The organism is Cupriavidus yeoncheonensis, from assembly GCF_905397275.1.
In the GTDB taxonomy this organism is placed as follows: Bacteria; Pseudomonadota; Gammaproteobacteria; order Burkholderiales; family Burkholderiaceae; genus Cupriavidus; species Cupriavidus yeoncheonensis.
Map to the genome: position 1 here is coordinate 51,446 of NZ_CAJPUY010000027.1, position 26,503 is coordinate 77,948.

A 26,503-nucleotide genomic window follows, 5' to 3' on the forward strand; every position below is an offset into this window, starting at 1 on the left:
GCCCGCGCCATCGTGCTGCCGCTGCGGCATCCCCTGCACACCGCGAAGGCCGCCGCCGGCGTTGACCAGTTGAAGGGAGGCCGGCTGGTGCCGGGCATCGCGTCCGGAGACGCGCCATCGAATTCCCTGCGTTCGGCATCGAGGTCGCTCGCCGCCGTGCTACTGCCCTAGGCGACAGGTAGATGCGCCAGATTGCGGCGTCCCCAGTTCTCCGCCTGGCGCTCCAGATGGATGCGGATGAAATCCATCAGCGTGCGCGTGGCCAGCGTCGGGTATCGATTTGGTGCGGTCAGCATGTAGAGGCTGTCACCGACACCTTCTGGCTCGCATTCTTCCAGTACTTCGCGAGCCTCTCCGGACAGGAGCTGTTGCCATACGGCGTAACGTGGCAGCAGCGCCACGCCAAGGCCCGCCATCATGGACTCGCGCAGGAACGGATAATCCCCCGACTGGATGCGAGGCGTCACAGGAAGGGTCATCGGTGTTCCCGCCATCCAGATCTTGAGCGCAAATCGCCGCCCGAGCGATGATGGGGCAATCATCTCGCAACGCTCGAAATCCTCCACGCCCAAGATAGGCCCGTGGCGATCTAGGAAAGTGGGCGTCGCGCACAAGCACCAGCCTACGTCGCAGATACGCCGGGCCACATGATCTTCGGGCGGGTGGGAGGTGATCTTCAATGCCAGGTCCACCTCTGCGGAAATGAGGTCGCCAATATTGTCATTGATGGCCACCCGGAGCGAGATTTGTGGGTAGGTACGGGCAAACTCAAGCAGCAATGGGGTCAGATAAAGATGCCCAAGTCCCGTAGGCAGGCGAATGCGGACATCGCCGCGAACCAGCGTACCAAGGCTGTCGATTGCCGTGTTCGCCGCCTGCAACTCGTCCAGCATGCGCAGCGCATGCCCATAGAGCAACCGCCCGGCTTCAGTAGGTTCGATATGACGGGTAGTGCGGCGCATCAACTGAGCCCCAAAGCGCTCCTCGAGAATCTTCAGTCGTCGCGACACATTTGACCGCGTCATGCTGCTGCGCTCGGCTGCGGCGGTGAGGGTACGTGACTCGACCATCGTTACAAACAGCCTGACGAGGTTGAGGTCGAAATTATTGTCAATCATGAGTCAACACGGGTGGCACAAATTGCGGGATTGTTTCGCGCGGGCGCTGAACCTAGCATAAGCCAACCGTCTGATTTCTCCTATATGACCGCGTTTCTTCCGAATCCCGATTTGGCGATATCCGGCCTGCGTGCCGGATATCGGCCAAGGCGTCGCCGGCCCCTATTGCGCGCACATTCTCTGCCAGCAGGGTGCCGAGATCATTAAGGTCGAGCGCTCCCGCCTGCGACTGGGGCCGCATGTCGGCGTCGTTCGCGGCCAGTTATCCAGCACGCCTCCAGTGCTGGCCCCGTCGCTGACCTGCCCCAGCCGTCGAGTCTTCCATTGGCATCCAAACCAACTCAGTTTCATACCATGCACACGATCGATATTCCGCAGACTGTCATAGACCGAGCCGTCACCCGCCGGGGCTCACGGCATGTGTACCAAGGCCTGCAGCCGTCCAGGACGGCGCTTCTCGTGGTCGACCTGCAGAACGGGTTCGTCGCCCCCGGTTATCCCGGGGAGTTGCCGGGGGCGCGAGGTATCGTCGCGAACGTGAATCGCCTGGCGACGGCACTGAGGCAGGCAGGCGGCCATGTATTCTGGCTTAAGCATACCCAGGCGTCGGCCGGAGAGACACCGTGGGAACGGTTCGCCGAGTTCGCCGCCGGATGGGGGGAGCTGCTGGGCGAGGTGCTGAGCCTGGGGCATACCGGGCACGACCTCTATCCGGCGCTCGAGGTCCACCCTGACGACGAGGAGGTGCTCAAGTCACGGTTCAGCGCGTTCATACAGGGTTCGTCCGACCTGCACGAGCGGCTCTCGGCGCTGGGGATCGATACGGTAATCATCACAGGGACCGTGACCAACGTCTGCTGTGAATCGACTGCGCGTGACGCCATGATGCTTAACTACAAAGTCCATTTCATCGCGGATGCCACGGCGGCGCGCACGGATGAAGAACATAACGCGACACTGTCCAACATGCTGCTATGGTTCGCCGACGTACGCACGACCGACGAAGTAGTGGCTCTCCTGACATAAGCCGGACGATATTGTGAGACGTTCTGGCGTGAAGGCGGAACAGTAGTACGCCTTCCGCGACTTTATAGAGATATCTGAAAAAGGCAGGAAGCAGGGATGAATATCGAGAACGGCAGGGTGTCCCGGACAGAGACCTGCTCCGTTGCCATGGCGCGGCGTGTTGCGGCGATGCTTGACCGTGATCCAGGTGCGTATGTAGAGGGCAGCCCTTTGCCCCGTGGTTGGCAATTCCTTCTACTCGGTGCGGATACACCGCGCAGCGCGTTGCGCCGCGATGGTTTTCCCGGACTGGGGGTTCCGATGCCCGATTTGGGCTTGCCACGCCTGATGCTAGGCGGTCGGTCGGTTCAATATGCTCGCGACATTCCCATAGGGGCCACAGTACGCAGGCTGAGTTCAATACGGGATCTGGTGGAAAAAAACACGGCAGCCGGACGCATGGCAATCGTTGAAATTCGCCATGAACTGATTGCCGGTTACGAAGTGGCCATCGTTGAGACGCAGACATACCTCCTGCTGTCGGCGCAATCCAACCCAGGTGCTGCACCAGCGGCGGCTGACGAGTTTGCGGTCAGGCAGCGTGAGAGAATCGTTGTTCCTGATGCGACTTTGTTGTTCCAGTACTCCGCGCTGGGTTTCAATTCCCACAAGATTCATATAGACCGGACCTACGCGCGTAACGTCGAAGGGTTTCCAGACCTCGTGGTCAATGGTGGCCTTGTGACCCTCCTGATGACCGAGTTTGTCGCCAATGACCTAAAGGCGTTGCCGGTCAGCTTCAAGACGAAGCATCTCGCCCCCCTGTTTTGTGACCGTCCAATACGACTCACGGCTGAATCGGTCGATGGCAAGTTGCATGTGAGGGCTCTGGACGACCGGGGCGTTGTTGCGGCCAAGATGGAAGTGGAGGTTCAATGAGTTTCGAACCATTGAAAGGGATCCGAATCCTGGATCTCACCAGCGTCGTAGTGGGTCCCGTATGTACCTGGCGTCTGGCACAGTATGGGGCCGAGGTGATCAAGGTGGAGAGTCCCGATGGCGATCTCATGCGAGGGCTCGGAGGTCTGTCTCCTACCGGCCAGCATTCGGGCACTTACCTTCACTTCAATCGCGGCAAGCGCAACATTTGCATGGACCTCAAGAAGCCCGGTGCCCTGGCGGCCATCGAGAAGCTTGTGGAATCCGCCCATATCATTGTTGCAAACATGCGGCCATCAGCCTTGGAACGACTTGGGCTGGATGACGCCACGATTCGCGCGAAGTACCCCGAGAAGATCTATTGCTTGATCACCGGATATGGCACCGACGGCCCCTATGCCGGTCAGCCCACGTACGACAGCGTTGTCCAGGCGGCCACTGGAATGACAGGACTTTCATTGGCCAGAGACGGCACGCCGTCCTATGTGCCCATGCTCATCTGCGACCATGTTGTCGGTGAAATTACCGCAGGCGCGGTGTTGGCAGCCGTGGCGCAATGGCGCACGAGTGGGACCGGGTGCAGCATCGAGGTGCCGATGTTCGAAACGATGTCTGCGTTTGTGTTGCAGGAGCATCTGGCACAGCGCAGCTTTGACCCGCCCATTGGCCCGCCTGGGGACATGCGTCTTCTGAGTCCGCATAATAAGCCTGTTCAGACAGCCGACGGATGGGTCTCGTTTACAGTGAATACCGACTCCCAAGTGCGCGCGTTCCTGAAAGCAGTTGGAAGGGACGAGCTTCTGGACGATTCTCGGTTTTCATCGGTGTCCTCACGCGCAAAGTATGTGAAGGAATGGTTTGCCATCCGTGGTGCGCCGTTGACGCAACGGACGACTGCAGAATGGCTCGAAATACTGTGTGCAGCAGATATCGCCGCCAAGCCATGCCATACGCTGGAATCTTTGCCAGACGATCCGCATCTGAAGGCAGTTGGCCTGATTAGCTTTGAGCACCATCCGACGGAAGGTACTGCTGCTGCCTTGCGCTCCACGATCCGATTCAACGATTCTTATCCGCCTCTGCGTACGCCGGCCCAGCCACGTGGATGGGAAACGCGCGAAGTTCTTCAGGAGCTTGGCATGGCGGCCGCCACCGTTCAGCAATTAATCGATGACGGCGCCGTCCTGGCTGAGGGAGCCTCCGCGAGTGGAAAAGCTGACTGATGGGGATATCAACTGCGCCGGGAGACGACTAAGCCCTACCACACACACCCCCGGTCGCACCGCAATCAACCAAGGGCCAGCTCGCCCGAGACCGGCCGTGGCTGGTCTGCCACGCCCCGACCGGTTACTACATCAGACAATCCAGACGGCGAGTCTCCGCTACGAATGCGCTAGCGGCGATGTCCCCCGTACCACTGCTCACAAGACGTCAGACCTAATTTGAAAGGCAAGAGGAGCGGCGGTGCACTCCCGCTCCCGCCGCAGCCCGTTCAGCACAGCACAACCCCGCAATGACCCCGTCCTTACGCCGGGAATGGTCATGATCTCCCAACGCCTTATGCGTTACCAGGGGCGGCCTTACCGATCATTTCGCTCATCACCGGCTTTACTTCACTTTGCTCAGGTAGCCATGGAAAACGCCCACGTGAACTTCTGCCTGCTCGGTGCTATCCGGCCACAGATCGCTACTCTTGAAACGCACATCGAAAGTTCGTTGCCTGCCACTCACCAATCCGTGCGCAGCCGCGTCGGGGAAAGGGTATGCTGGCGAAACTCCGACTACCACGCCGCATTTGCCACGGATGTACGCGGGCATGCGGATATGCCCGGCGACGAAGTCCGGGTTCACCAGCACTGTGTCACCTATTGCGATATCCGGCAACGGCACGATGGCTTCACGTCCTGGCTTGCCTTCGCGCGCAAGAGGTACCGCCTCGCCTGCGGCTGCGTTCAATTCCTCCCGCGTGATCACACCTTTTTCCACGCAAAGCGTTGCCACAGAAGTAAATACGCGCTCATAGTAGGATGCCGCCATGTAATGCCGCGGCTCCATCCGTTCGATCGCGTAGCGGTACTCGTCCATGTTATAGAGATGCTGCTTTACCAGGCGACCGGTAATCGCGTTGATCTTGACTTCCCAGTGTTCGTGAAATGCGGCTCGGTTGGAAGGATCGACAGGGCCAAATCCCTGACGTCCGCCAAGATCGTGCATGCCATCCATGTCGCTCTCCTTGATCAGTCGTTGTTAGCAGGCGTGTAGGGTGCTTCGAGGCGGGCGACACCTATCAACGCATCTTGCGTCACAAGACTTGCCAGATCGGCTTCACTCCAACCCTCTGTATGCGGCGGACGCAACGGAAGAACCATGTAGCGCGTGTCCGCCGTGGTGTCCCAGATCCGAATGTCGACGTATTCAGGCAACGTCAGGCCCAGTTCGGACAGTACTGTGCGTGCCTCCCGAACGATCCGCGCACGATAGTCGAGGTCTTTGTACCATCCTGGCGACATCCCGATGATCGTAAAGGCGGTGCACGAGCACAACGTGCAACAAATAACGTTGTGCAGTTTCTCCTGATTCTCAAGCACCACGAGGCTACCGTGATGTTCGGGCAGTACAAAGCCGAGCTCAGCCGCCGCAGCCTTACCATCAGACAGCAGGCGCTGCTTGAACGCCTCGTCGGTCCACGCCTTCGCGCAGAGCCGAGCGCCGTTGGCCGGCATCCACACCTCGTCAACGAAGTGCTCGTAATCGCTAATCGTTTCTTCCGTCACCAGGCCCTTAGCCTTGATCAGGGTCTCCAGCGCGTCAACGCGTCGGATCATATCGCCGTTGTTACTCAAGTTTCACTCCAATTGAGGTTTAGAACTTCCATCGAATGCATTGTGGCCAGTGCAGAATGAGAAGACCGCAGGCCACGATATTGGCAAGAAGTGTATTGCCCCCCATCAGGCCTCAACGACGATGATGCGGGCGCGAGGTCGAGGGTGCCGTTCGCCAGCACTGATCGACCCTGCTCGCGATTTTGGTGTTCACGAGATGCCTTACGTCAGGTACGCGCGGCAGTAGTTTCCCGCCTTCGTCACCTATGCCATACGGGCAATATTTTCCGGGCGGATGGCAATCCTGATGTCTCCTTCGCGGACCGTTGGGGAGCGAAGGCCGGGGATCGGCACGGATAGTACAGAAGCCAGCGCTGCCGAGAAGGCGCCACGCCGGCCCCCATGACGACTACACCAGCTCTATTCCGACTCGAAAGTAACCGGCCGCATTGGAGCGGTGTTGACACTCAGATGAAATACCTCTGGGCGCGAGTAATGCCCGCAGACGTCAAAGTCAAGGTTTCCTCCCCGACCGATCGTCGTGTCAATATCAGCGTAAAGGATAGTCTCCTCATCGAGCACTGGACCCGCCAGCACCTCGCCCAACGGGCTGACGATCATACTGCCACCGCGCATAATGAAGTCCTCATCTTTGGCCTCCATGCCGAAGTCGTCGCGATACCGCGCCGGATACTCTCCCAGCGTAATTGCCTGGCATGCGCTAAGGACGTGGACACGTCCTTCCAATGCAATGTGGACCATCGACGATGCCCACGTTGGGCGGTCGTCCGCCGTTGGCGCGCAATAGATTTCCGTGCCTTGTGCAAACATTGCCTGCCGCAATGCAGGCATGTAGTTTTCCCAACAGATAACCGATCCGATGCGGCCAAGAGAAGTCTCTACTGGTGCGATAGTCGAGCCATCGCCAAAACCCCAGATGATTCGCTCTTGCCCAGTCGGCATGAGCTTCCGGTGGAATCCGGCCACCCCACCCCCTGGCGCCAGTGTGACACTGGTGCAATATAGGGTACGGCCCACCCTCTCGATGACACCGATAACGACATGTACACCGGTCTCGGATACAACATCCGCCAACGATGACAGCTCTGGACCATCCAATGTCACGGCGCCGTCCATATAGATTTGGAACTGCGCGCGTCCATTCGGGGTACGTCGTCCAACCACCGTTCCGAACGCCGCCCCTTTGGGATATCCGCCAAGAAATGCCTCGGGAAATACCGCCAGCGCGGCGCCTTCACGAGCAGCGGTGCGAATGAGATCGGCAGCCTTCTCGGCGCTTCTCTTGGGATCGAACGGTACCGAAGAAGCTTGAATAACAGCAGCTTTAAACATATGAAGTCCTTTTTGATCGTGTGGCTAGAAGTCGTCAACCGGCGGCAATGTCGCGATGACTCGTCTCCGGCAACATTTTCCACAGCACAATCAGACATAGCAGCGAAACACCCGAGAGGTACCAGGCGGGAATGTTGGGGTCACGGGTGTACTGAATGAGTGCGGCGGCAATGAAAGGACCAGGGCCTGCGAGCACTGCTTGTGCTACGTTGTGACCAATGGCGGCCCCTGTCGAGCGAATCGATGCAGGGAAGACTTCAACCAGCAGAACGACGTTCATCACTGCTGCGATCGATACCGGAGCCGCCAGCACGACAAGTCCCAGCAGAATCGCCGCGGAATTTCCTGTATTGAGAAGCAGGAAGACCGGATAGGGCAGCACGGTCAACCCTACGGCCGATGCGATCACTAGCGGCCGGCGTCCTACTCGGTCGCTCAGTTTGCCTACAAACGGGTGAAACCCTGTGTAGATGAGCAGAGCGACGCTGCACAACCATAGCGATGAAGATTTGCTGAGGCCAACAGTCTGGGTCAGGTGGTTATTTGCGTAGGTGATGAAGTAATAAAGCGAAACGCCAAACAACGCAGAAAACGCGAAGGTCATGACAAACGCCCGCATTTTTTGCTTTGCGGATACCACCGCCAGCCCTTCCGTAGCCCTACGCCGCTCAACCTCCTTATAGACAGGTGTGTCGCCCAGACGGCGGCGAATGTATATGGCCACAGCGGTCATGAATATCGACGCGACAAATGGCAACCGCCACCCCCACCTTGCAATGTCAGCCTCCCCCATCGACGCAGAGATCACCGCGGCGACAAACGTACCGATCAGGAACGCTGCGGCGGCGGTTCCTGTGATAACGCTCGCGGCCCTGGCCCGTGCATTCCTGGGAGCACTTTCGACGATATAGATGCCGGCACTCGACCACTCGCCGCCGACCATCATCCCCTGGGTGAAACGCAGCGCGATGAGCAACACAGGAGCGGCGATGCCAATCGCGTCATACCCCGGCAGAAGTCCAATCATCGTCGTCGTAAGACCCATCCCGAAGACCGTAAAGATCAAGACTGATCGTCGGCCAAGACGATCCCCGAGAGGACCGAGCACGAAAGCGCCAAGGGGGCGCGACAGGAACCCCACGGCGAACACGGCAAGTGATGAGAGAAGTGAAACGCCGGGCGCCGCTGACGGGAAGAACGTCGCGCCAATGAGCGCCGCAAAGTACCCGTAGATCGCAAAATCGAACCACTCCATAAAATTGCCGATGCCGACCGCAATCGACCGCTTCCGGAAATCGGCTCCTGCTGCCGCGGCCGAGCCATGCGGCTCAGCTTTGTGCAATAACGTATGTTCCATTCCTTGCTCCTCCTTCGTTTGACTTATCTAGGGGACGCAGTGTATGAATTGCATCGAGTTCAATCAAACGAATCGTGCGTATGCCATCCATCAATGTCGCTAATATCAGTAGGCTTGACCTTAACCTTCTCGTTACCTTTCAATGTTTAATGGGTGAGCGAAGCGTCACACGAACTGCGGCGATTCTTCATATGACCCAAGGTGCCGTGAGCGCTGCCCTGAAACGCTTGCGCGATCAGTTCGGCGACGAGCTGTTCGTTAGGACAGGGACCGGCATGGCACCGACGAGAAGAGCGCTAGAACTCGCGCCTAAAATTACAGAAGCGTTGGGCGCCATCTCCTCCATCCTGAGCAAGCCGAATGAGTTCGCTGCCGAAAGCACCCGGCGAGTATTCAATATCGCGCTTTCCGATGATATCGAAGCGTGTATCTCGCCGATGCTCGTAAACGAATCCCAATCGCGCGGACTCGCCGTTAGCTTTGCCTTTCACCAGACCAACAGTCAGCTTTGGAAATCTGCACTGGATGACGAGGATATCGACTTCGTGCTCTGCGCAGAACCGAAGGAAATGAGTTCCAAATACGCCTCGCAAATCTTGTTTTCATCCTCCTATTCATGCCTCTATGACGGCCATCGACTGAACGTTCAAAGCCCGATCACCAGGGAAGAATATTTGTCTCATGATCATGTTCGTATTTCATTTGATGGCCGCCGTGGCTTCGTTGATGATTTATTGGAGAATGAAGGGATCGCCCGCAAAGCCGCGGCGTCGTTTACTCATTTTTCGGGTGCGTTGGCCGTCTTGGTGTATGGCGATACGATTGCCACCCTTCCCACGTTTGCGGCCCATGCCTATGCGCGAATTGCGAGACTGACGGTCAGCCCGGTTCCTATTGCAGTGCCCGCATTTCGGGTATTCATGGTATGGAGGGCGGCGCAGAACGAAAGTGCGGAGCAACTATGGCTTCGAAATTTCGTTATTGAGACGACCAGAGAACTACAGTACGCTTCGCGTTACGTTCAATCCAGCTCCGCTAACGGATGGCATGATTAAGTATGCTGGCCAGTGTGACATCACAAGCTTCCACATATCGTCATTCGGCACCGAAGATTGGACGAATCAGGCGTTCGGCAGGATGAATCAATGGTCATTGTCCCCGGTCGCGTTCCAGCAGAGTTTATTACCTGCGATGTCTAGCCTTTCAACGGCTACGCACAGCTGTTGGCTTAGCGCAACTCGAAATCGGACAGATCAATCCAGACCAGGGCGTGACTGCGATCCGGTCGCATGTCAGCGCCACGTGGGTGGACCCGCCTGCGACTCGGAAAGCGGATGCCCCGTATTGCGACGAAGTCATGCACATACTGAGCCACCGCCAGGCCACCGGACACGTCCACCTGATAGTCGTGGCGGCGCAGCAGGAAATCAGGCCCAAAGTAGAAATCCTGATCGGCACTGTGGGTGGCGATTGCCGGGGGGAACTTCGCACGCAGAACCCGCCAGACTTCACCGGACTCGTCCCAGGGGGCGACCTCTTGTACGGCAACCCCTGGCATGGCAAGCAAGAATGGCGTCGACAGATAGGTCCACAGGGCATAGCCACTGAAATAGGCCCGGTGCAGTGGATCCCAGGGGGTGTCTACGCCGTGCCCGTCAAATGCTGACCTGGGATGGTCGCGCCCCGCGATGGTCTCGCCCTGGCTGTTCCTGATCACAACCCGGTCCGGAACGAACGTCATGACAAAATCAGGAGCTCCATAGGGAGTGATGGTTGCCAATTCTTCCTGTGTCTTCGTAGTAATACTGCGCGGGTTGGCATCCGTGGCAATACCCTTGGTCGCCCAGAACTCGCCTCCGGAAACGATTCCGGCGCTTACCGTCCTGAAGGCATTCCAGCGGTCAAGGCCCCCATGGGCAGCAATCACTTGCCTCAGAAGATCAATCATTACACGGCTCCGTTAGTCGGCATGATATTGATCGGCAGGCCGCCGTCGAAAACGGCGACCCGCCGCCCAGCGGGCTATGTTGCAGGCGAGAGCGTGGGCCGCCTCAGTAGTCGGGCTGGCGTTCGCCGTCACCGGTGGCCGGCTGGTCCGGTCAGCCGGCCTGCAGCACATCACGACGTAATGATGGTTTGCTCGAGATCGATGGTTTCGTGCACCGCCCTCGAGTACGGGCAAAGCTGATGCGCCGAGTTCGCGATGGCTTCGGCGACGTCCTGTGCCAAGCCAGGCATGCGGATAGTGAACCGGGCATTGAAGAACCAGCCCGGCCCCGTCTGGCCCAGATCGATCTGGATGTCCAAGGAATAATCGGGTGGCAGCTTTACCTTCTTCTGCGCGGCCACGAGCCCCAGCGCGGTGATGTAGCAAGCCGACCAGGCACCTGCAAACAGTTGCTCGGCGGTCGGGTGCGGTTCGGCGGCGATGATTTCATGGCTGTCACCACCAGGGGCGGACAGCCTGATGTCGACGACGCCGTAGTCGCCACGCTGGACACCTGGGTCGCGGTTGACAGTGGTGTGGGTCTTACCCGAGTAAACGACTTTTTCGAGCTTGGTCATAACAGTTTCCTCAATGTTTGAGTTCAGTTAAAAAAACTTGCTGATTGGTGCGTTGGGTATTGCGCCGGCGGCAAGCGCATCGCTGCATTCGCCTACTGGCCAGGAACGCATTTAAGGAGATCAATGTATTGCGCGTGTAGCGCGTCAAGACCGATTTTGTCGGAGCAAGTATCTTTGCTGCGGCCTGATACAGAGCTATACAAAGTTCGGTCAACGCAGCGGCCTGAATGCCGCCCTCAGCTCCTGAGCAAAGATCGTTGGCTGCTCCCACGCAGCGAAGTGGCCGCCTTTCTCGGCCTGATGGTAGTAGACGAGGTTCGGATAGGCCTTCTCCGTCCAGCTTCGCGGTGCTTGATATTGCTCGCCGGGGAACACGCTTACGGCCACCGGGATCTTGACGCCTTTGACGTTGAAGAAGCCACCCTTGTATTCCCAGTAAAGTCGCGACGCGGATACGCCCGTGTTGGTCAGCCAGTACAAGGTGATGTTGTCCAGGATTTCGTCGCGCGTCAGTTCACCTGTGGCGCTCGTGGCGCGGTCCAGGGCCGAAGCGACAGCCGCGGCCGGCTGGCCATCGGCATCGTTGTGATCGAGCAGCCACGCGGCAAGTCCCACGGGTGAATCGGCAATGCCGTAAAGCGTCTGCGGACGCGAACCCATGATCCGTGCGTAATCCACTTGCTTGAATGTCCGGGCTAACTGCTCGTAGGCACGCTTCTCGTCCGCCGACAGTCCGGCGGGTGCGGGAGCGCCGATCTGCAGCGCCTTGTCAACCTCGGTCGGTACTGTCGCGGGCATGTTGGTGTGGATGCCGAGCAGCCCTGCAGGAGCTTGCAAGCCCATCTGGTCGACAATGAACGCGCCCCAGTCGCCGCCCTGGGCAACGTAGCGCTGGTATCCGAGACGGCGCATCAACTCGGCCCACGCACGCGCCATGTGCTCGGGACCCCAACCGGTGCCGGTCGGCTTGCCGGAGAAGCCGTACCCCGGCATCGACGGAATCACAACGTCGAATGCGTCCTCGGCATTGCCGCCATGCGCGGCGGGGTCCGTCAGCAAACCGATGAGCTTGGTCTGTTCGAGCACAGAGCCGGGCCAGCCATGGTTGATGATCAATGGAAGCGCATGGGGATTCTTCGAACGCACATGGATAAAGTGGATCTTCACGCCGTCGATCGTCGTCTCGAACTGGGGAAGAGCATTCAGCTTTGCTTCCGCCTTCCGCCAGTTGTAGTCCGTCGCCCAATAGTGCGCGAGCCTTTCCATGGTCGCGAGCGGCACGCCCTGCGAAGTATCTGAGACGGTCTCCTTCTCCGGCCATTGCGTGGCAGCGACACGCCGGCGCAGATCGTCAATGGCTCGCTGCGGCACATGGATCTTGGGGAACGGACGGATCGAGTCATCTTCAGCCGTTGCACGCTGCGTCGCGGAAGGCTGACCGGCAACCGGAGCGGCATTGGCGTAACTAAAGGCAGCGGTCAGGACAATGCCAAGGGCAGCCGCCGCCGATGCAATTGAGCTGCACCGGGCCGGCGCTGGCGATACTATAAACATGATCATTTTCCGAATAAGAGCGCGCAAGTCTGAGGCGCGCGCAAGGTTATGCGTTCCGTTAGCACTATCAAAGGCACACGTTCACTGCGCGGCGGTATAGCGCGGCGCGGGTATGTTGCTAGACAGAAGCGTGGACATTGCGCCGCGCGCGGCTTCATAGGCTTGCCACTTCTCCACGGCATGCAGCGACGGGATAGTGACGAGTTCGCGGCGGTCGAAGCCGGTCAGGGCCGCGTCGACCATGTCGCCGGCGGACATGACAATGGCCTTGTCGAGATTCTCCAGAGGAAGGCCGCCCGTCTGCCAGAACTCGGTGGCCGTGGCGCCGGGCAAGACTGCCTGGACCTGGACGCCCTTGTCGGCCAGTTCATGATGGAGAGACTGGCTGAAAGCAAGCACGAAAGCCTTGCTGCCGCCGTACACGCCGTTGAGGATCTCCGGTGCGATGGCGACGATCGAAGAGATATTGATGATGGCGCCTTTGCCACGTGAGACAAGGCCGGGCACGGCGGCGTATGTCAGGCGCGTCAGAGCGGAGACGTTCAGGTCGATCATCCGCGACATCGCATCGACGTTGCTGCCGAGCAGCGGCGTGTGCGTGCCGACGCCCGCGTTGTTGATCAGCAGCGTGATGGTGGCGTCCTGCCTGAGCTTTGCTTCGACGACAGCCAGCCCATCCTTGTCGCTGAGATCCGCGTCCATGATCTCGACGTTCCGGCGCGTTTCGGTCGTGATGCGATTGGCGAGGCTAACGAGACGCTCGCGATTGCGTGCGACGAGGATAAGGTCGTATCCGCGGCGGGCGAGGCGGTCCGCGTACACCGCACCGATACCCGAGGATGCGCCGGTGATAAGCGCTGTCCCGTGATGTGTTTGCGTCATGATGTCACTCCTTGTTTGGCGGTTGCCGAATAGCGTGAGTGGATTATGGTTTGGCATGACCGTGACGCAAATGACGTATATGGTCGTTTTTTATGACATGCCTTCGACGGAGAACGGAAATGCACCGCGTTGGTTACATGCTGAGCGACGGTTTTCAGGTGATGGCACTCGCGACCCAGGCAGTCTTCGAGTTCGCAAATGTGGTGGCGGGCGAAGCCTTTTATAAAGTGGAGAATTTCTCGGTGGCGGGCGGCGACGTGTGCACGTCGATGGGTATCACCGTGAGCGCGCGCCCATTCACCGCACGTAGCGTGATCGACACCTGGATCGTCGTGGGCGTCCCGGATCCGATCGCGTCGCCCCCGTCCGCCGAGGTGATCGCCTTCTTGCGCAAGGCCAGCAGCCGGGCGAGGCGAATCGCCGCGATCTGCACCGGTGGATTCGTCGCCGCGGAAGCAGGCTTGCTCTCCATGCGACGTGCCACGACTCACTGGGCCTTCGCGCGAGAGATGCAGAAGCGTTTTCCGGACATCCGCGTGGAGGACGACCGCATCTATATCGTCGATGGCCCGATGTGGACGTCTGCCGGGATGACGGCCGGCCTCGATCTCGCGCTGGCGATGGTGGAGAGGGACCTGGGCGCGGACGTGGCGCGTTCGGTCGCGCACAACCTGGTGATGCATCAACACCGTTCGGGAGGACAGTCTCAGCACTCCGAAATCCTCGAGCTCGCGCCGAAGTCGGACCGTATCCAGAACGCGTTGAACTACGCACGCAAGAATTTGGCTCGGCCGCTGACCGTCGACGAACTGGCCCAGAAGGTCAACCTGAGCCCGCGCCAGTTCAGCCGCGTATTCACGCTGGAGACAGGGCAGTCACCTGCCAGAGCCATCGAGGGGCTGCGCCTGGAGGCTGCGCGCCTGATGATCGAGCAAAGCCGGCATCCGCTGGACGTGATCGCGAGAGAGACCGGCTTTCGCGATCGACGCCATATGCGCGAAGCCTTTATGCGTGGCTTTGGCCTGCCGCCGCAGGCGGTACGGCGCGAAGCGCGAGGTCCGGCAGAGGAAACGTCTCGGCTACGCACACGCGTGAATGACGGAGTCGACCGTGCTGGACCGTTACCTTCAATTTTGCGATGACATTCCGGCGCCAGGGCCGGACACTTGTCGTTCGGCGTTGATATTCGCCCCCCGTTTTGCAGGGCTGCCATTTTGCGGCCCTGCAAAACGGCACCCGGCCCATTAGAGCAAGCCATTTCGCTGACGCACCTCGCGCATCGCCCCTTGCGACAGCACGTAATGCGCCACCGCACCGACGAGCATCCCCGCGACGGCTTCGGAAAACCACGGCGCCATCCCGTGCACGAACAATGCGGCGAGAGCGCCGAGTGCCCACGCGGCGAAGGCGCTGCCGCGGAAGTTCGGTACGTCATCGTCGTACGAGTAATGTCGGACGAAAATCTGGTCGACGATGATGACCGCGCCGATCGGCGGTACCAGCACGCCGAGCAGGTTCAGCCAGTTCAGGAACAGGCTCCACACGCCGGCCACGGCCAGCAACCCGCCAAGCAGGCCAAGCAGGACCGCCATGGTTCGCATCTTCTTGCCTGCGATGCGTCCCCAGCCAACCGCACCGTTGTAGAGGCAGTGCGTGCATACGGACCCGAGGTTCACAAAGACGAAAACCAGTGCAATGGCCGACAGGAAGCCGCCATGGCTGGTCAGCACCGACATGAAGTCACCACCCTGCGTGGCCGGCGCCGCCGCGGCTCCCGCGCATACGATCACGATGCCGAATAGCTGGGCCGTCATGTTCGCAAACGGAAACGCAGTCAGCGTTGCGTAGACCGCACTCTTTCCGTCTTTTGACCAGCGGGTGAAGTCCGCGGTCATCGTGCCGGAATCGGCAAAGGTTGCCACCACCAGCGTGACCGCGCCGCCGAAGGACATCATGCTGCCGGTGCCAAGCCCGCCGTAGTGAAATACGGCGGCCAGCGAGTGCTCCGCTCCGATGAGGTACAGCGCCACGAGGCCGAGCACCACGTATAGCGGCGCGGCGATCATGCCGACGATCGACAGGGCGCGAATGCCGATGAACGTCACGCCGGTATAGACCAGGGTGGCGCCGATGATGGTGGCCGTTTCGTTCCAGCCGAACGACGCATGGACCGTCGTACCGGTGAGGCCGGTCTGGAACGCGTACCATCCCACGACGACGCTCGCGAGGAAGCCGGAAGTAATCGCATAGCCTTTCCGTCCAAACGTGCGTTCCGCCTGGAGCCCGAAATTGCGGCCGGTACTGCCGGCGATGAAGCTCAGCGTGCCGACGTAGGCGAGCAGGATGGCATTGCCCATCAGGATCGCGAGCAGCGCTCGGGAGAAGCCGAGGTTATAGGCGATGATCCCGCCGAATACCGCGTTCGTAATGATCATCGGGAAGCCGAACCACACCGCCGCCACCGAAGACAACCGGTGTCGGTGCGAGAGCGGGACGGGCTTGTGCTCGAACTCTTCGTCGAGCCCATGCTGTTCGGTCGGATGGGTCATGGTGTTCCCCCTGGGTTTCGTTACTGGACAGGCAGTTCACTGCACGAGACCGAGATCCTTGAGCAGCGGCGGCAACGAGTTGCGCCACGGACGCGCCCGCTCGAACGCCGCCGACGCGCGCAGCACAAGCGGATCGTCGAGATGACGCCCGACGATTTGCAGGCCGACCGGCAAGCCATCTCTGGTGAAGCCCGCCGGCACGGAGGCTGCCGGCTGTCCCGTCAAGTTGATCGGATAGGTGAACGAGAGCCACTGTGTCGGCGCAACCATGCGTCCGTCGATTTTCTCGGGCCCCTGGCAATGCACCGGGAAAGGCGGAACCGACAGCGTCGGCGTGAGCAGCAGGTCATAGTTCCCCATGAAGCGCCACATCTTGTTGACCAAGCTCTTGCGGGTCACCATGGCGTTGGTGAAGTCCTCCGCCGTCCACGGATGATTCAGGAACGCGACCAGGTGTGGCGACATCTCCTTGCCCCATTGCGCCACCATCTCGCGCATGCCCTTGAGGTCGGTGTCCATCGCGACAATGGCCCAGAATGCGTCGAAGGGATCGCTCCAACCGGGATGTGCGATCTCGACGTTGCAGCCCAGGTCGCGCTCGAAGACGCGCACGGCGTCGCCGACGACGCGGCGCACCTCCGGGTCGACAGCCGCGTAGCCCCAGTCCGGGCTGTACGCGACACGCAGCCCTTTCAGGTCGCCATCGAGCGCCTGGCGCCAATCAAAGCCAGCGGGGGGCAGCGAATGACGGTCACGCGAATCGGGGCCTGCGATCACCGACAGCATCAGGGCGCTGTCCGCCACGGTCCGGCTCATCGGGCCGATATGTTCGAGGCTCTCCCAGCTCGACACCCCCGGATAGCGTTCGTCGCGGCAACCGGGATAAAGCGGCACGCGTCCCATCGACGGCTTGATGCCATAGATTCCCGAGTGCGCCGCCGGAATGCGGATCGACCCGCCGCCGTCGCTGCCAATGGCAAACGGCACCTCTCCGCTTGCCACCGCCGCGCCGGAGCCTGCGCTGGAACCGCCCGGCGTCATGTCGAGGTTCCACGGGTTCCGTGTGGTCTCGAACACCGGGTTGTGGCCGGCACCGCTGTATCCGAATTCCGTCACGTTGGTCTTGCCGACGATAATGGCGTCGGCCTGCTTCAGGCGTTCGACAACGACGTCGTCTTCGTCCGGCACGAAATCCCTGTACGCGGGGGATCCGGAAGCCGTCCTGATGCCTGCCGTGCAAACGAGATCCTTGATGCCGACGGGCACGCCTGCCAATGCACCAACGTCGTCGCCACGCAGGATGCGCGCTTCCACCTGACGGGCCTGCTCGCGCGCCGCTTCCGCCGTAATCGTGCAGAACGCGTGGATCGAGGGCTCGACGGCTTCCATCCGCGCCAGGTGGGCCTCAACCACTTCGACGGGCGAAAGCTCCTTGCTGCGCATGGCCCTTGCGAGGCCGACCGCGTCCATGCCGCAAATCTGTTGCTTGATATCCATGATCAATCCCTGTGGCAGTTGGTTGGGGGGTGACCTCACTATCGGGCGATCTTGTGAACGAGTCTGCCCTGCAAATTGAACAGGCTATGGCGGTTTGTTAAAATTTGTGAATAGAGGCGCAAAGGCGACATGAGACGCACGAGCGTCGGCCGGCGCCCCGGACAGGCGGGCGAAGATTTCGCGAGGAACCCATGCAGCAGAGCCGGACAGACCAATGCATTGCCGTGGTCGACGACGATCCGTCCATTCGCGAGACACTCGAAGGCTTTCTGGAAGCGGAGGGCTATGACATCTGTTGTGCGGCCGATGCCGACGAACTCGACCGCCTGATGCTCGTCCGTCCCGTGGATCTCGTGCTGCTGGATATCCGGCTGCCAGGACGCGACGGCCTGTCGTTGACGCGCGACCTGCGCGAGAAGTCCGAGATGGGCATCATCCTGATCACGGGCCGCAACGACCGGGTGGATCGCATTCTCGGCCTCGAATACGGCGCGGACGACTACATTGCGAAGCCCATCGATGAACGGGAACTGCTGCCGCGCGTGCGCAACCTGCTCCGGCGTGTGGAACACAGCCGGGGCGTCGCCGCGCCCTCGACGCTGTCGTTCGGTCAGTTCCGGCTCGACACGCGTGGCCGCAGCCTGACCGATCCGGCGGGGGAAAACGTGCCCCTCACGACCGCGGAGTTTGACCTTCTTCTGGTACTCGTCAGGAACGCGGGCCACGTGATGTCGCGGGAGCGGCTGATCTCGGCCATCAAGCGGCGCCGCTTCGAGTCAATGGACCGGACGGTCGACACGCTGGTGCGCCGTCTGCGTCGCAAGATCGAGGCGGACCCCGACAACCCGCACCTGATCAAGACCGTTCACGGCACCGGGTATCTGTTCTCTGGCCCGGCGGCGGGCGACACCAGGACGCCCACGAAGCGCTCCACGTCCCGGTAGATCGTCACGACAGTCAACGCCGCATCCAGGACCTCTGTGGCGCTGCCTGTCCGGGCAATCTGCTCGAGGCTGGCAGCGGCCTCCGCCAACTGGTCAAATCCGACGTTCGATGCGGCGCCCGCAAGGCGATGCGCGTCTTCCGCGACCGTGTCGAGGCCGGCGCGGGCGCAGCCGGTCGCGATGCCTTCCAGTGCTTCGGCCGCCGTTTGCTTGAACGCCATGACGATGCGCAGGGTTCGATCCTGTCCGAGCTTCTGGCGCAGCCGACCGAGGCGCTCCGGCTCTTCGCGGACAGCGGTTGTCGCCGGCAGCGCCGCCTGTCTCAACGCCGAGCGCAGCGCTTCCACCTCGACCGGCTTCTCGATGATTCCGTCGATCCCGCGCAACAAGTAAAGCGGCCTGTCGGTCGGCAGCGGATTCGCCGTCAGCCCGAGTATCGGGCCTGTATGCCGGTTCGGCTCGCGGCTCGACCGGATCGCGGCGGTGGTGGCGAGCCCGTCCATCACGGGCATGCGGATGTCCATCAGTATCAGGTCGAAATGCCGGGTCTTGAGGATATCCAGCGCCTCCTGCCCTGAGCCGGCGGTCGTCACTTCGCATCCTTCGGCGCGCAGCAAGTCGCTCACGACATCGCGATTCAGCGCCACGTCGTCGACAACCAGAACGCTCGACGCCGACGCCGGCGCCGGCGTCGGCGCACTCTCGCCTTCGCGCAGCGCCAGCTCGAACGGCAGGCGCACCGAGAAGGTCGAGCCTTCCCCGATCGTGCTGCGCACCGAAATCGACCCGCCCATCGCTTCGGCGAGGCCCTTGCTGATGGCGAGGCCGAGGCCGGTGCCTTCGAAGCGCCTCTCGTATCCTGCTTCCGCCTGCGAGAACGGCCGGAAGAGCCGCGGGACGACCTCGGGCGCAATGCCGATCCCCGTGTCGGCCACGTCGATGACGATTTCGATCGAATCGTTGACCCGCGCGGCGATATCCGTCCTGACCTCGATATGCCCTGCGTCAGTGAACTTGATGCCATTGCCGACGAGGTTGATGATGATCTGCTGCAGGCGCGCAGGGTCGCCGAACACGGCTGGCGGCAACGGCGCGAGCGCGCTCACACGGACCATCAGCCCCTTCTCCGCAGCAGCCGCGCTCGCCAGTGTGGCCGCGCCCGTGATCACCTCGCGCAGATCGAAGCGGCGCCGCTCCAGCCGGATGTGCCGGACCTCGAGCAATGCGAAATCGACGATATCGTTGATGATGACGGCCAGCGTCTTGCCTGCCTGGATCATCCGTCGCACGATCTGCGCCGCGCCATCGGGAAGCTCATGCTGGACCAGCAGTTGCGCAAGCCCGAGCACCCCGTTAACCGGCGTGCGCAGTTCATGGCTCATCATCGCGAGCGATTCGGACTTCATCCGCTCGAGGGCCTCCGCCGCGTTCTTTGCCTTGACGAGCGCACTTTCGGCTTCATGCCTCACCGTGATGTCCGCCATACTCGCGATGATCATCCGCTTCGCGCGAACCGCCAGCGACTGTCGCGAGACCAGCAGATGGCGCGCTGCGCCTGCCTGGCTGTGAGTCTCGAATTCGCAGGTCTCGGTCGCGCCGCCCGCGTCCTGTTCAGAGATCAGCCAGGTGAACAGTTTCCCCTCGCGCCGCAGTGCTTCCTGCAGCCGTCCCGGCGTGCGCAGCGGATCGTCCAAGAAGAGGTCGAGCGCCTGGCGGTTGGCGAATTCGACCTGCCCTTGAGCATCGATGAGCAGAAGCGGAATGGGCGAAGCGTCCAGCAGGCGGTGAACCGAGTAGTCGCTCAGGCGGCTCTCGCGCACCAGCAAGAGTAGGCACCCAAGGAAGAACACCGCCGCAATATCCATCGCAAGACGGCCGAGCAGGCCCGCCGGCAGTGCCGAGAGTGGCGCGGACGTCGTGACGGCGACCCTGCTGCCATGCAGCGAAGCGAATAGCGCCCCATTCCGGATGACGAACCGGCCCCTGGTGTCCTCGCTCTGCGCCCCTGCCAGATCATCGCAAAGCGGACTTGCCGCGCAGCCCGATGCGAGCGGAATGACGATCGTCTTCTGGCCCGGCCATGCACCGATGCCCGCGACCAGGGTGCCCGAATGGCGTCCACCGTCATCGATCAGCGTGACGCCGCCCGACGTATCGGAACGGAGTTCGGCGGAAGCAAGCTGGACGGCAAGGCGTGCCTGGTGCAGGAGCAGATTGTCGAGCGCGTCCTTGCGTGCCTGGAATAGCAGGTACGCGAGCGAGGAGATGAGCACGATCACCACGATGGCGGTTCTCGCCTCGGCAGGGGGACGCGGAGCGAGCGTTCTGCTTCGGGCGCCGAACATACGTGTCAGTCGAGCGCTTCCGCCCCGGCAGACCGGCCGCCGAGATCTGCGCCAAGATGACGTGAAGCGATGCCGCACATGACGAGATAGAGGCATCCGGCAACGGGCGCACTAACCAGCGGTGTGATCACGCCGGGAATCAGCCGGTGACAGAGCAACGCCACCAGCATCCCCGCTCCAGTGGCGAGCAATGCAGCCAGGTTCACCGGCGCCATCCGTGCGCGCGAGAACCCCACCCTTACACGCACGACGTAGTAGTCCGCGATGATCACGCCGCCGATCGGAGATGCCATGGCTGTGAGCAGCAGCGTCCAGCCCGACACGTCGCCAACGCTGTTGGTGATGGCGAGAAAAATGCCGAGGAACGTCGCGCCGCCCGCAACGCCAATCCAGGGCAGTGTCGGAAACGCACTCTTGAACGTCACGGCGGCGTTTGTCAGGCACGCATCGCAGGTGGTCCAGTTGGCGATGATGACGAGCACCAACAGCAGCCACGACAGCGCATGGCCCGCAGTGAAGAGGTCGTTCACCTTAATGCCCGATGCGGAGATCAGTACACCCAGGATCAGGAATGGCAGGTTTGCCAGCAGGATGCCAAATGCCGTCGCCTGTACCGCTTCGTTGCCGGTGCGGCAATACCTTACGATGTCGCCCGTCATCGTACCGCTCACGACGAAGGTGCCGAAGGCCATGCACACGCCGGTACCGAACGGCATCGTCCCGCCGATCGGACCGTCCAGCAGCACATCCCACCTGGGAGCGAGCCGATGCGCAAAGACGACGACAGCGAATATGGCCATCGCAGGGATCCCGATCGCAGTCATGTTGAAGCCGCGGCTGATGTGGACGATGACCGGCATCGCGAACAGAACGCCGATGAGGCAAATGGCGAGCGTCGAATCGCCCTGCACGTGCAGTGCAGCGACCAGGATGTTTGCCGTCACGGCAACGTGGAACGCGAACCAGCCCGTAACTAGCGCCCCCAGCAATGCGCCAGGCATGACGGCGCCCCAGCGGCCAAAGACGCCTTCCAACACGAGTTGAGAACTCAGGCCCCAGCGGCCAGCGGCGAAACCGATTGCCGCCGAATAAATGAAGAGAATCCAGTTGCCGAGGGTTGCCGCGAACAGCGCGTCGAACGTGCCCAGGGAGCCCTGCAGGTAACCGCCGACGATGATGGAGGCAAATGCGGACGAGAAGCCCGACCACGCGAACGCGGGGAACAGGAGGCCACGCCGCCGCGGCAGCGGGATGGGCCTCGTAGCGCTGCCGTCACTTGCTTCATCAAGACGCTTCATGGATCCCTGTCAATCCTCGGATATTGGACACTGATCGACATGGCAGATAGTCTCACAGGCGCGGGATGCCGGTGCTTTATGGCGGGGCCTGCGATAGCGCTTGCGAACAGGTTCTGGCTGTGCCGGACACGCGCAAGCTGATTCCCCTTGTTTCAGGCATCGTCACCACGGCAATGGCTTTGGGCAGGGACAACCGTCCCCGGCCATGAACAGGCATTCGCGCGCCACACAGCAAACGTCCCCTGACTCGCGCAGACCCGCCACTCACCCCTTGCAGGTAACGCCGGCTGGCCGCCCCTCCATCGAACGAAGGCCCGTCCATGGGCGTCAAGGGCGGCGGTACAGGCGGCGCGGTGAGTGCCAACAAGAAGGAACGAACCGGCGCCATCGTGGGCGGCACGCTGGGCGGCGGCGCCGGTGCGGCCGGTGGCGCTGCGGGATCAGCACTGGGCGGCAATGTGTCGCGCAACTACTATGTCGATGACCACGAGAACGGCAACCAAGGCAAGCACAAGGGCCAAAAGAAGCATCGTCACGACGACTGAGCAAGGCCCTCGTCCACCTAGCGCTGCCCGATCCGCACTACTCCCTCTTGCGGCAGCGACACCTGCAGCGTCGCCAATAGCAGACCCATGCCGGCGAGGATCCGGTACTGGCTGGCGATCTCCGTGTACTGGCTGGTCACATACGCGGTGCGGGCGCCGAAGTACTCGTTCTCCGCGTTCAACAGGTCAAGCAGGCTGCGCTGCCCGATCCTGAACTGCTTGCCGTAGCTGACGCGGGTGGCGTCGCTGGACTCGACGTACTGCGCCAGGATGACGACGCGGTCGCGCGCGGTGAGGTAGGCGTTATAGGCCAGCGACACGCCTTCCTGCACCTGCCTGCGGACCCGGTCCAGGTTCTGTTCCGCTTCCTGGACCACGTAGCCCGCCTCATTGATGCGGGCCTTGTCGGCATTGCCGTGGAATACGTTGTAGCGCAGGCGCAGCATCACGCTGCGCTCGTCGGTGGTGCCGAGCACGCGATCCCGGTCCCGGTTCATGCTCACTTCGAGATCCAGCCTCGGCCACATGGCAGCCTTGGCCTGTGAACGCGCGGCCTGCGCTTCGGCAATATCGGCCTGCCCGGCGTTCAGCGAGGGATGGCTGGCATACGCCACCCGCATGGCCTCACCTTCCGTGGCAGGCAGCGCGCCGGCCAGCGAGGATGGCCGCAACAAGTCCCGGGGTGGGGCGCCCACCACGCGCAGGTATGACACCATGGCTTCCTGCAGACTGCCCTGCTCCGCCCTGAGGCTGGCCTGGGCCTGGGCCAGTCGGCTCTCGGCCTGGTACAGGTCGGCGCGGCGCAACACGCCGTTCTCTGCGCCCGTCCGGATCTGTTCGTGGATATGCTGGTGCACCTCCACGTTGGCCATGGCGATAGCCACAGTCTCCTGCCGGCGCAGCACCTCCATATAGACGGCGACGGTCCGCAGCGCGATGTCTTCCGCGGTGGCGCCGACGCGGTAAGCGGCGCCGTCAATCCTGGCGCCCTGGCGATCCACGTCGCTGCTGGTGGCGAAGCCGTCGAACAGCATCTGGGTGATCGTGGCTCCGGCGGCATTGCTAGCATAGGAGGAATCGGCCAGTCCCATCAGGCGGGTGTTGTGGCTGTCCAGGCGCACCCTGCCGGTGGCGGCGCTGACATCGACGCGCGGCAGATAGCCGGCCCGAGCCTGCTTCAGCGCTTCGTCAGCGGCAAGCCGCCGGCTTCCCGCCGCGAGTACCTCGGGATTGGTCTGCACGGCCTGCTCCACCGCCTGCGGCAGCGCCTGCGCGCCAGCCACGGCGGGCAGCAGCACCGCGGCCCAAAGCAGCACGCGTGCCAGCCGGCACGACGTCTTTCCCATCTTTCCCCCAGTCGGGTGCCGTTGCGGCTTGCCGTCCGATGCAGCACAGCAAGCCGCCCATCACCCATTTATTGTGTGCCTCTACTTCGCCGTTGTCCCGCAACTTCTTCGCCTCGCGCGGCGCGCATCCGGCCCACCGGGGCAATCATGTCGTGTGGATATTGCCGTTGCTCAGCAGCGTATTGAGATCGAGTCCTGTCATGCCCTGCAAGATGGCCACATCCTGAAACGCTGCGCCCGCGCCGCCGCCGTCCCGATCGACACTGACCACGGTATTGCCGCCAACCTCAGACAGGTGGATGAACTGCGCCGCATTGGCGCTCGTGACGGTCATGCCCGACAACAAGTCGGAAAGGTCCAGCACGTCCCCGCCCGACGCCGCGGACTTTACGTCAAAATCCGTGATCGTATCGACCGAGGCGGCGTCGGCGCGCAGGAAGGCGAAGGTATCGGAGCCGGCGCCACCGTTGAGCGTGTCTGCCCCCGCGCCGCCGATCAGCGTGTCGTTGCCGCCGCCGCCCATCAGCAGGTCGTCGCCCGCGCCTCCCCGCAGCACGTCGTTGCCCCCCGAACCGGTAATGCTGTCGTTGAACGACGAACCGATCACGCCCTCCATGTTCTTATAGACATCAGAGCCGAGTCCCACGGCTGCCAGGTTCACCGTCGTAGCGGTGCTACCCTGCGTCAGCGTGAGTGTGATCGCACCGGTGGCGTCCGAAAAGTCCAGCAGGTCGATGCCTGCACCGCCATCGATGGTGTCATTGCCAGCGCCTCCGCGGATGATGTCGTTGGCGCTGCTGCCGGTCAGCGTATCGCTGAACCGGGAACCGATCACGCCCTCCATATTGCTGTAGGTGTCCGTGTCCAGTCCAACGCTGGTCAGGTTGACCTGCGTGCCGCTGCTGCCTTGCGCCAATGTGAAGTTGAGCGCTCCGGTCGCGTCCGAGAAATCGAGCATGTCGATGCCGGCGCCGCCATTCAGCGTATCGTTGCCGGCTCCTCCACGCAGGACATCGTCGCCTGCACCGCCCTGCAGGTTGTCCGCCGCCGCGCCGCCGATGAAGAAGTCGTTCACGCTTGCGCCGGTCAGGTTGTCACTGTTGCTGCCGCCATCCAAGTAGGACGCCTGGTAGTTCGCCCCGGCAAGGGACACGGTCGCCGCCCCGTTCGTCGACGACACATTGACCGTTACGGTGGCCGTGCTGGTAGCGCCCGCCCCGTCGGAAATGGTATAGGTGAAGCTGCCAGTGCTACCGTTGTCGCTCTGGAAGGTGATGAAGGCGTTGTTGGTGCCCGGGACGAACTGGACACCGGAAACCGCGCCGGTACCCGTACCGAGTGCGGTAACGGACAAGGCGCGCCCGTCGATGTCGGTGTCGTTGCCGAGAAGAGCGCTGACCGGAATCAGGATGCCGTTGGTGTTGTTCGACACATAGACAACGTCATTCACTGCCACCGGCGGATCGTTCACGGGGTCGACGGTGATGGCCACGGTGCTATCCACTGACGCCCCGTCGTCGGTCCGGATCTGCAACGATGCGGCGCCCGCATAGTCCTTGTCACCGAGAAAGGACATGCCATTCAGCGCGGCATTGATGGCCGAATCGCTACCAGTAAACGTCATGGTGCTGTCCGCAGTGCCATCCCCTGCGAGGAACTGAAGCCCGGCAATGCCGTTCAGGGTGATCGCGCCATGGTTCGCGCTCAGTGTCACCGTGTGCGTCGCGTTATCGACGTCGGTGATGCTCAGGCCATTGCCTTTGGCGGTGCTGAACACCAGTGGCGTATCCTCGTTCACTACCTGCGCGGCTGGCACGGTGTTCACGGCGGCATCGTTAGTGCCGTTGATGTCGATCGTGATCGCCTGGCTTGCCAAGAGATCGGCTGACCTGACAAGCAGCGAGTCGGTGACATGTTGGCCCGCCGTCAGTGCATCGGCCTTGCCGTTGTCAAGCGTATAGGTCCAGGCACCGGTGCCGCTGTCAAAGGTGAAGGTCCCGTAGGTGCCCGTGAGGCTCTCCGGCGCCACGGCGGCAAAATGTGCCTGACCAGCATCCACATCGTGCACGGTCAGCGTGCCGCTGGCCGAGGGATCTCCCAGTGTGGCGTTGCCCGCGCCGCCGGCTTCGGTCACCGCCGTATCTTCACTCGCCGATGCAGTGATGGTGGCGCTGTCGTTGCTGCCGGTGATGTTGACCGTGACGGTCTGCTGCGCAGTCAAGTCCGCCGATTTCACCGTCAGCGTGTCGCTCACCTGCTGACCCGCGATCAGTGCATCGGCCTTGCCGTTGTCGAGCGTGTAGGTCCAGGCACCGGTGCCGCTGTCAAACGTGAAGGTGCCGTAGGTGCCGGTGAGGCTCTCCGGCGCCACCACGGCAAAATGC

At 61.7% G+C, this 26,503-nt stretch carries 22 protein-coding genes and 2 pseudogenes; 9 read left to right on the plus strand and 15 right to left on the minus strand.

Annotated elements, in window-relative coordinates; translation table 11 throughout:
• Positions 1-12: 12 nt before the first annotated feature.
• Positions 13-171: an LLM class flavin-dependent oxidoreductase gene (locus KHO22_RS27925; protein WP_230427058.1), complete on the plus strand. Its 159-nt coding sequence runs from the start codon at positions 13-15 to the stop codon at positions 169-171.
• Here KHO22_RS27925 and KHO22_RS27930 read toward each other — a convergent pair.
• Positions 168-1,118, minus strand: coding sequence for a LysR family transcriptional regulator (locus KHO22_RS27930; RefSeq protein WP_211950419.1), 951 nt, complete (start codon positions 1,116-1,118; stop codon positions 168-170). The two genes, KHO22_RS27925 and KHO22_RS27930, sit on opposite strands and share 4 nt — an antisense overlap.
• A 130-nt stretch (positions 1,119-1,248) precedes the next feature.
• Here KHO22_RS27930 and KHO22_RS27935 point away from each other — a divergent pair, with 130 nt between their 5' ends.
• From KHO22_RS27935 to KHO22_RS27950, 4 genes are all read left to right on the plus strand, one after another.
• Positions 1,249-1,506: a CoA transferase gene (locus KHO22_RS27935; RefSeq protein ID WP_230427059.1), complete on the plus strand. Its 258-nt coding sequence runs from the start codon at positions 1,249-1,251 to the stop codon at positions 1,504-1,506.
• The gene (locus KHO22_RS27940) at positions 1,473-2,144 is read left to right on the plus strand and encodes an isochorismatase family protein (RefSeq protein ID WP_211950420.1); all 672 of its coding nucleotides are present in this window, start codon (positions 1,473-1,475) and stop codon (positions 2,142-2,144) included. The genes KHO22_RS27935 and KHO22_RS27940 overlap by 34 nt, the downstream gene beginning before the upstream one ends.
• A 96-nt stretch (positions 2,145-2,240) precedes the next feature.
• Positions 2,241-3,062 carry an HTD2 family dehydratase gene (locus KHO22_RS27945; protein WP_211950421.1) on the plus strand — a complete coding sequence of 274 codons (822 nt, stop codon included), beginning with the start codon at positions 2,241-2,243 and terminating at the stop codon, positions 3,060-3,062.
• Positions 3,059-4,285, plus strand: a complete 1,227-nt coding sequence (locus KHO22_RS27950; protein ID WP_211950422.1) for a CaiB/BaiF CoA transferase family protein — start codon at positions 3,059-3,061, stop codon at positions 4,283-4,285. The genes KHO22_RS27945 and KHO22_RS27950 overlap by 4 nt, the downstream gene beginning before the upstream one ends.
• Before the next feature lie 385 nt (positions 4,286-4,670).
• On the opposite strand, the gene nthB is transcribed toward KHO22_RS27950, so the two are convergent.
• The 4 genes from nthB to KHO22_RS27970 form a co-directional block, all read right to left on the minus strand.
• Positions 4,671-5,285: a nitrile hydratase subunit beta gene (gene nthB / locus KHO22_RS27955; protein WP_211950423.1), complete on the minus strand. Its 615-nt coding sequence runs from the start codon at positions 5,283-5,285 to the stop codon at positions 4,671-4,673.
• A gap of 14 nt (positions 5,286-5,299) precedes the next feature.
• Complete coding sequence (locus KHO22_RS27960) at positions 5,300-5,905, minus strand: nitrile hydratase subunit alpha (protein ID WP_230427060.1); 606 nt, start codon at positions 5,903-5,905, stop codon at positions 5,300-5,302.
• A 399-nt stretch (positions 5,906-6,304) separates the two neighbouring features.
• A complete protein-coding gene (locus tag KHO22_RS27965; RefSeq protein WP_211950424.1) occupies positions 6,305-7,237 on the minus strand; it encodes a carbon-nitrogen hydrolase family protein in 933 nt (310 codons plus the stop codon).
• Positions 7,238-7,271: 34 nt separating this feature from the next.
• Positions 7,272-8,594 carry an MFS transporter gene (locus KHO22_RS27970; protein WP_230427061.1) on the minus strand — a complete coding sequence of 441 codons (1,323 nt, stop codon included), beginning with the start codon at positions 8,592-8,594 and terminating at the stop codon, positions 7,272-7,274.
• 80 nt (positions 8,595-8,674) lie between these two features.
• On the opposite strand from KHO22_RS27970, the gene KHO22_RS27975 reads away from it, so the two are divergent.
• Positions 8,675-9,649, plus strand: a complete 975-nt coding sequence (locus KHO22_RS27975; RefSeq protein ID WP_211950425.1) for a LysR family transcriptional regulator — start codon at positions 8,675-8,677, stop codon at positions 9,647-9,649.
• A 173-nt stretch (positions 9,650-9,822) separates the two neighbouring features.
• On the opposite strand, the gene KHO22_RS27980 is transcribed toward KHO22_RS27975, so the two are convergent.
• The 4 genes from KHO22_RS27980 to KHO22_RS27995 form a co-directional block, all read right to left on the minus strand.
• Entirely contained in the window at positions 9,823-10,542 is a 720-nt protein-coding gene (locus tag KHO22_RS27980) for a hypothetical protein (protein ID WP_211950426.1), read from the minus strand.
• A gap of 170 nt (positions 10,543-10,712) precedes the next feature.
• Positions 10,713-11,159, minus strand: coding sequence for an OsmC family protein (locus KHO22_RS27985; protein WP_211950427.1), 447 nt, complete (start codon positions 11,157-11,159; stop codon positions 10,713-10,715).
• Positions 11,160-11,369: 210 nt separating this feature from the next.
• A complete protein-coding gene (locus tag KHO22_RS27990; protein WP_420839661.1) occupies positions 11,370-12,713 on the minus strand; it encodes an epoxide hydrolase family protein in 1,344 nt (447 codons plus the stop codon).
• An 81-nt stretch (positions 12,714-12,794) separates the two neighbouring features.
• Complete coding sequence (locus tag KHO22_RS27995; RefSeq protein WP_211950429.1) at positions 12,795-13,595, minus strand: SDR family NAD(P)-dependent oxidoreductase; 801 nt, start codon at positions 13,593-13,595, stop codon at positions 12,795-12,797.
• A 119-nt stretch (positions 13,596-13,714) separates the two neighbouring features.
• Between KHO22_RS27995 and KHO22_RS28000 the strand changes: the two are divergent.
• Positions 13,715-14,659: pseudogene (locus KHO22_RS28000) on the plus strand (GlxA family transcriptional regulator); the annotation flags it as partial.
• 180 nt (positions 14,660-14,839) lie between these two features.
• On the opposite strand, the gene KHO22_RS28005 reads toward KHO22_RS28000, so the two are convergent.
• Both KHO22_RS28005 and KHO22_RS28010 read right to left on the minus strand, forming a co-directional pair.
• On the minus strand, positions 14,840-16,144 hold the full coding sequence (locus KHO22_RS28005; RefSeq protein WP_211950431.1) for a purine-cytosine permease family protein: 1,305 nt from the start codon (positions 16,142-16,144) through the stop codon (positions 14,840-14,842).
• Between the two features lie 36 nt (positions 16,145-16,180).
• Positions 16,181-17,614 (minus strand): amidase, encoded by a 1,434-nt coding sequence (locus tag KHO22_RS28010; protein ID WP_230427062.1) that lies wholly within the window; start codon positions 17,612-17,614, stop codon positions 16,181-16,183.
• A 218-nt stretch (positions 17,615-17,832) separates the two neighbouring features.
• Between KHO22_RS28010 and KHO22_RS28015 the strand changes: the two genes are divergently transcribed.
• Positions 17,833-18,585 (plus strand): response regulator transcription factor, encoded by a 753-nt coding sequence (locus tag KHO22_RS28015; protein ID WP_230427063.1) that lies wholly within the window; start codon positions 17,833-17,835, stop codon positions 18,583-18,585.
• Here KHO22_RS28015 and KHO22_RS28020 read toward each other — a convergent pair.
• Positions 18,507-20,867, minus strand: a complete 2,361-nt coding sequence (locus tag KHO22_RS28020; RefSeq protein WP_230427064.1) for a hybrid sensor histidine kinase/response regulator — start codon at positions 20,865-20,867, stop codon at positions 18,507-18,509. The genes KHO22_RS28015 and KHO22_RS28020 overlap by 79 nt on opposite strands.
• Positions 20,868-20,935: 68 nt before the next feature.
• Positions 20,936-22,228: a purine-cytosine permease family protein gene (locus KHO22_RS28025; RefSeq protein ID WP_211950434.1), complete on the minus strand. Its 1,293-nt coding sequence runs from the start codon at positions 22,226-22,228 to the stop codon at positions 20,936-20,938.
• Between the two features lie 323 nt (positions 22,229-22,551).
• Here KHO22_RS28025 and KHO22_RS28030 point away from each other — a divergent pair.
• Positions 22,552-22,773 (plus strand): annotated as a pseudogene (locus tag KHO22_RS28030) (hypothetical protein); the annotation flags it as partial.
• Positions 22,774-22,790: 17 nt separating this feature from the next.
• Here the strand turns inward: KHO22_RS28030 and KHO22_RS28035 are convergent.
• Positions 22,791-24,119: a TolC family outer membrane protein gene (locus KHO22_RS28035; RefSeq protein ID WP_211950435.1), complete on the minus strand. Its 1,329-nt coding sequence runs from the start codon at positions 24,117-24,119 to the stop codon at positions 22,791-22,793.
• 145 nt (positions 24,120-24,264) lie between these two features.
• A complete protein-coding gene (locus tag KHO22_RS28040; protein ID WP_338031374.1) occupies positions 24,265-26,493 on the minus strand; it encodes a beta strand repeat-containing protein in 2,229 nt (742 codons plus the stop codon).
• Between the last annotated feature and the right edge of the window lie 10 nt (positions 26,494-26,503).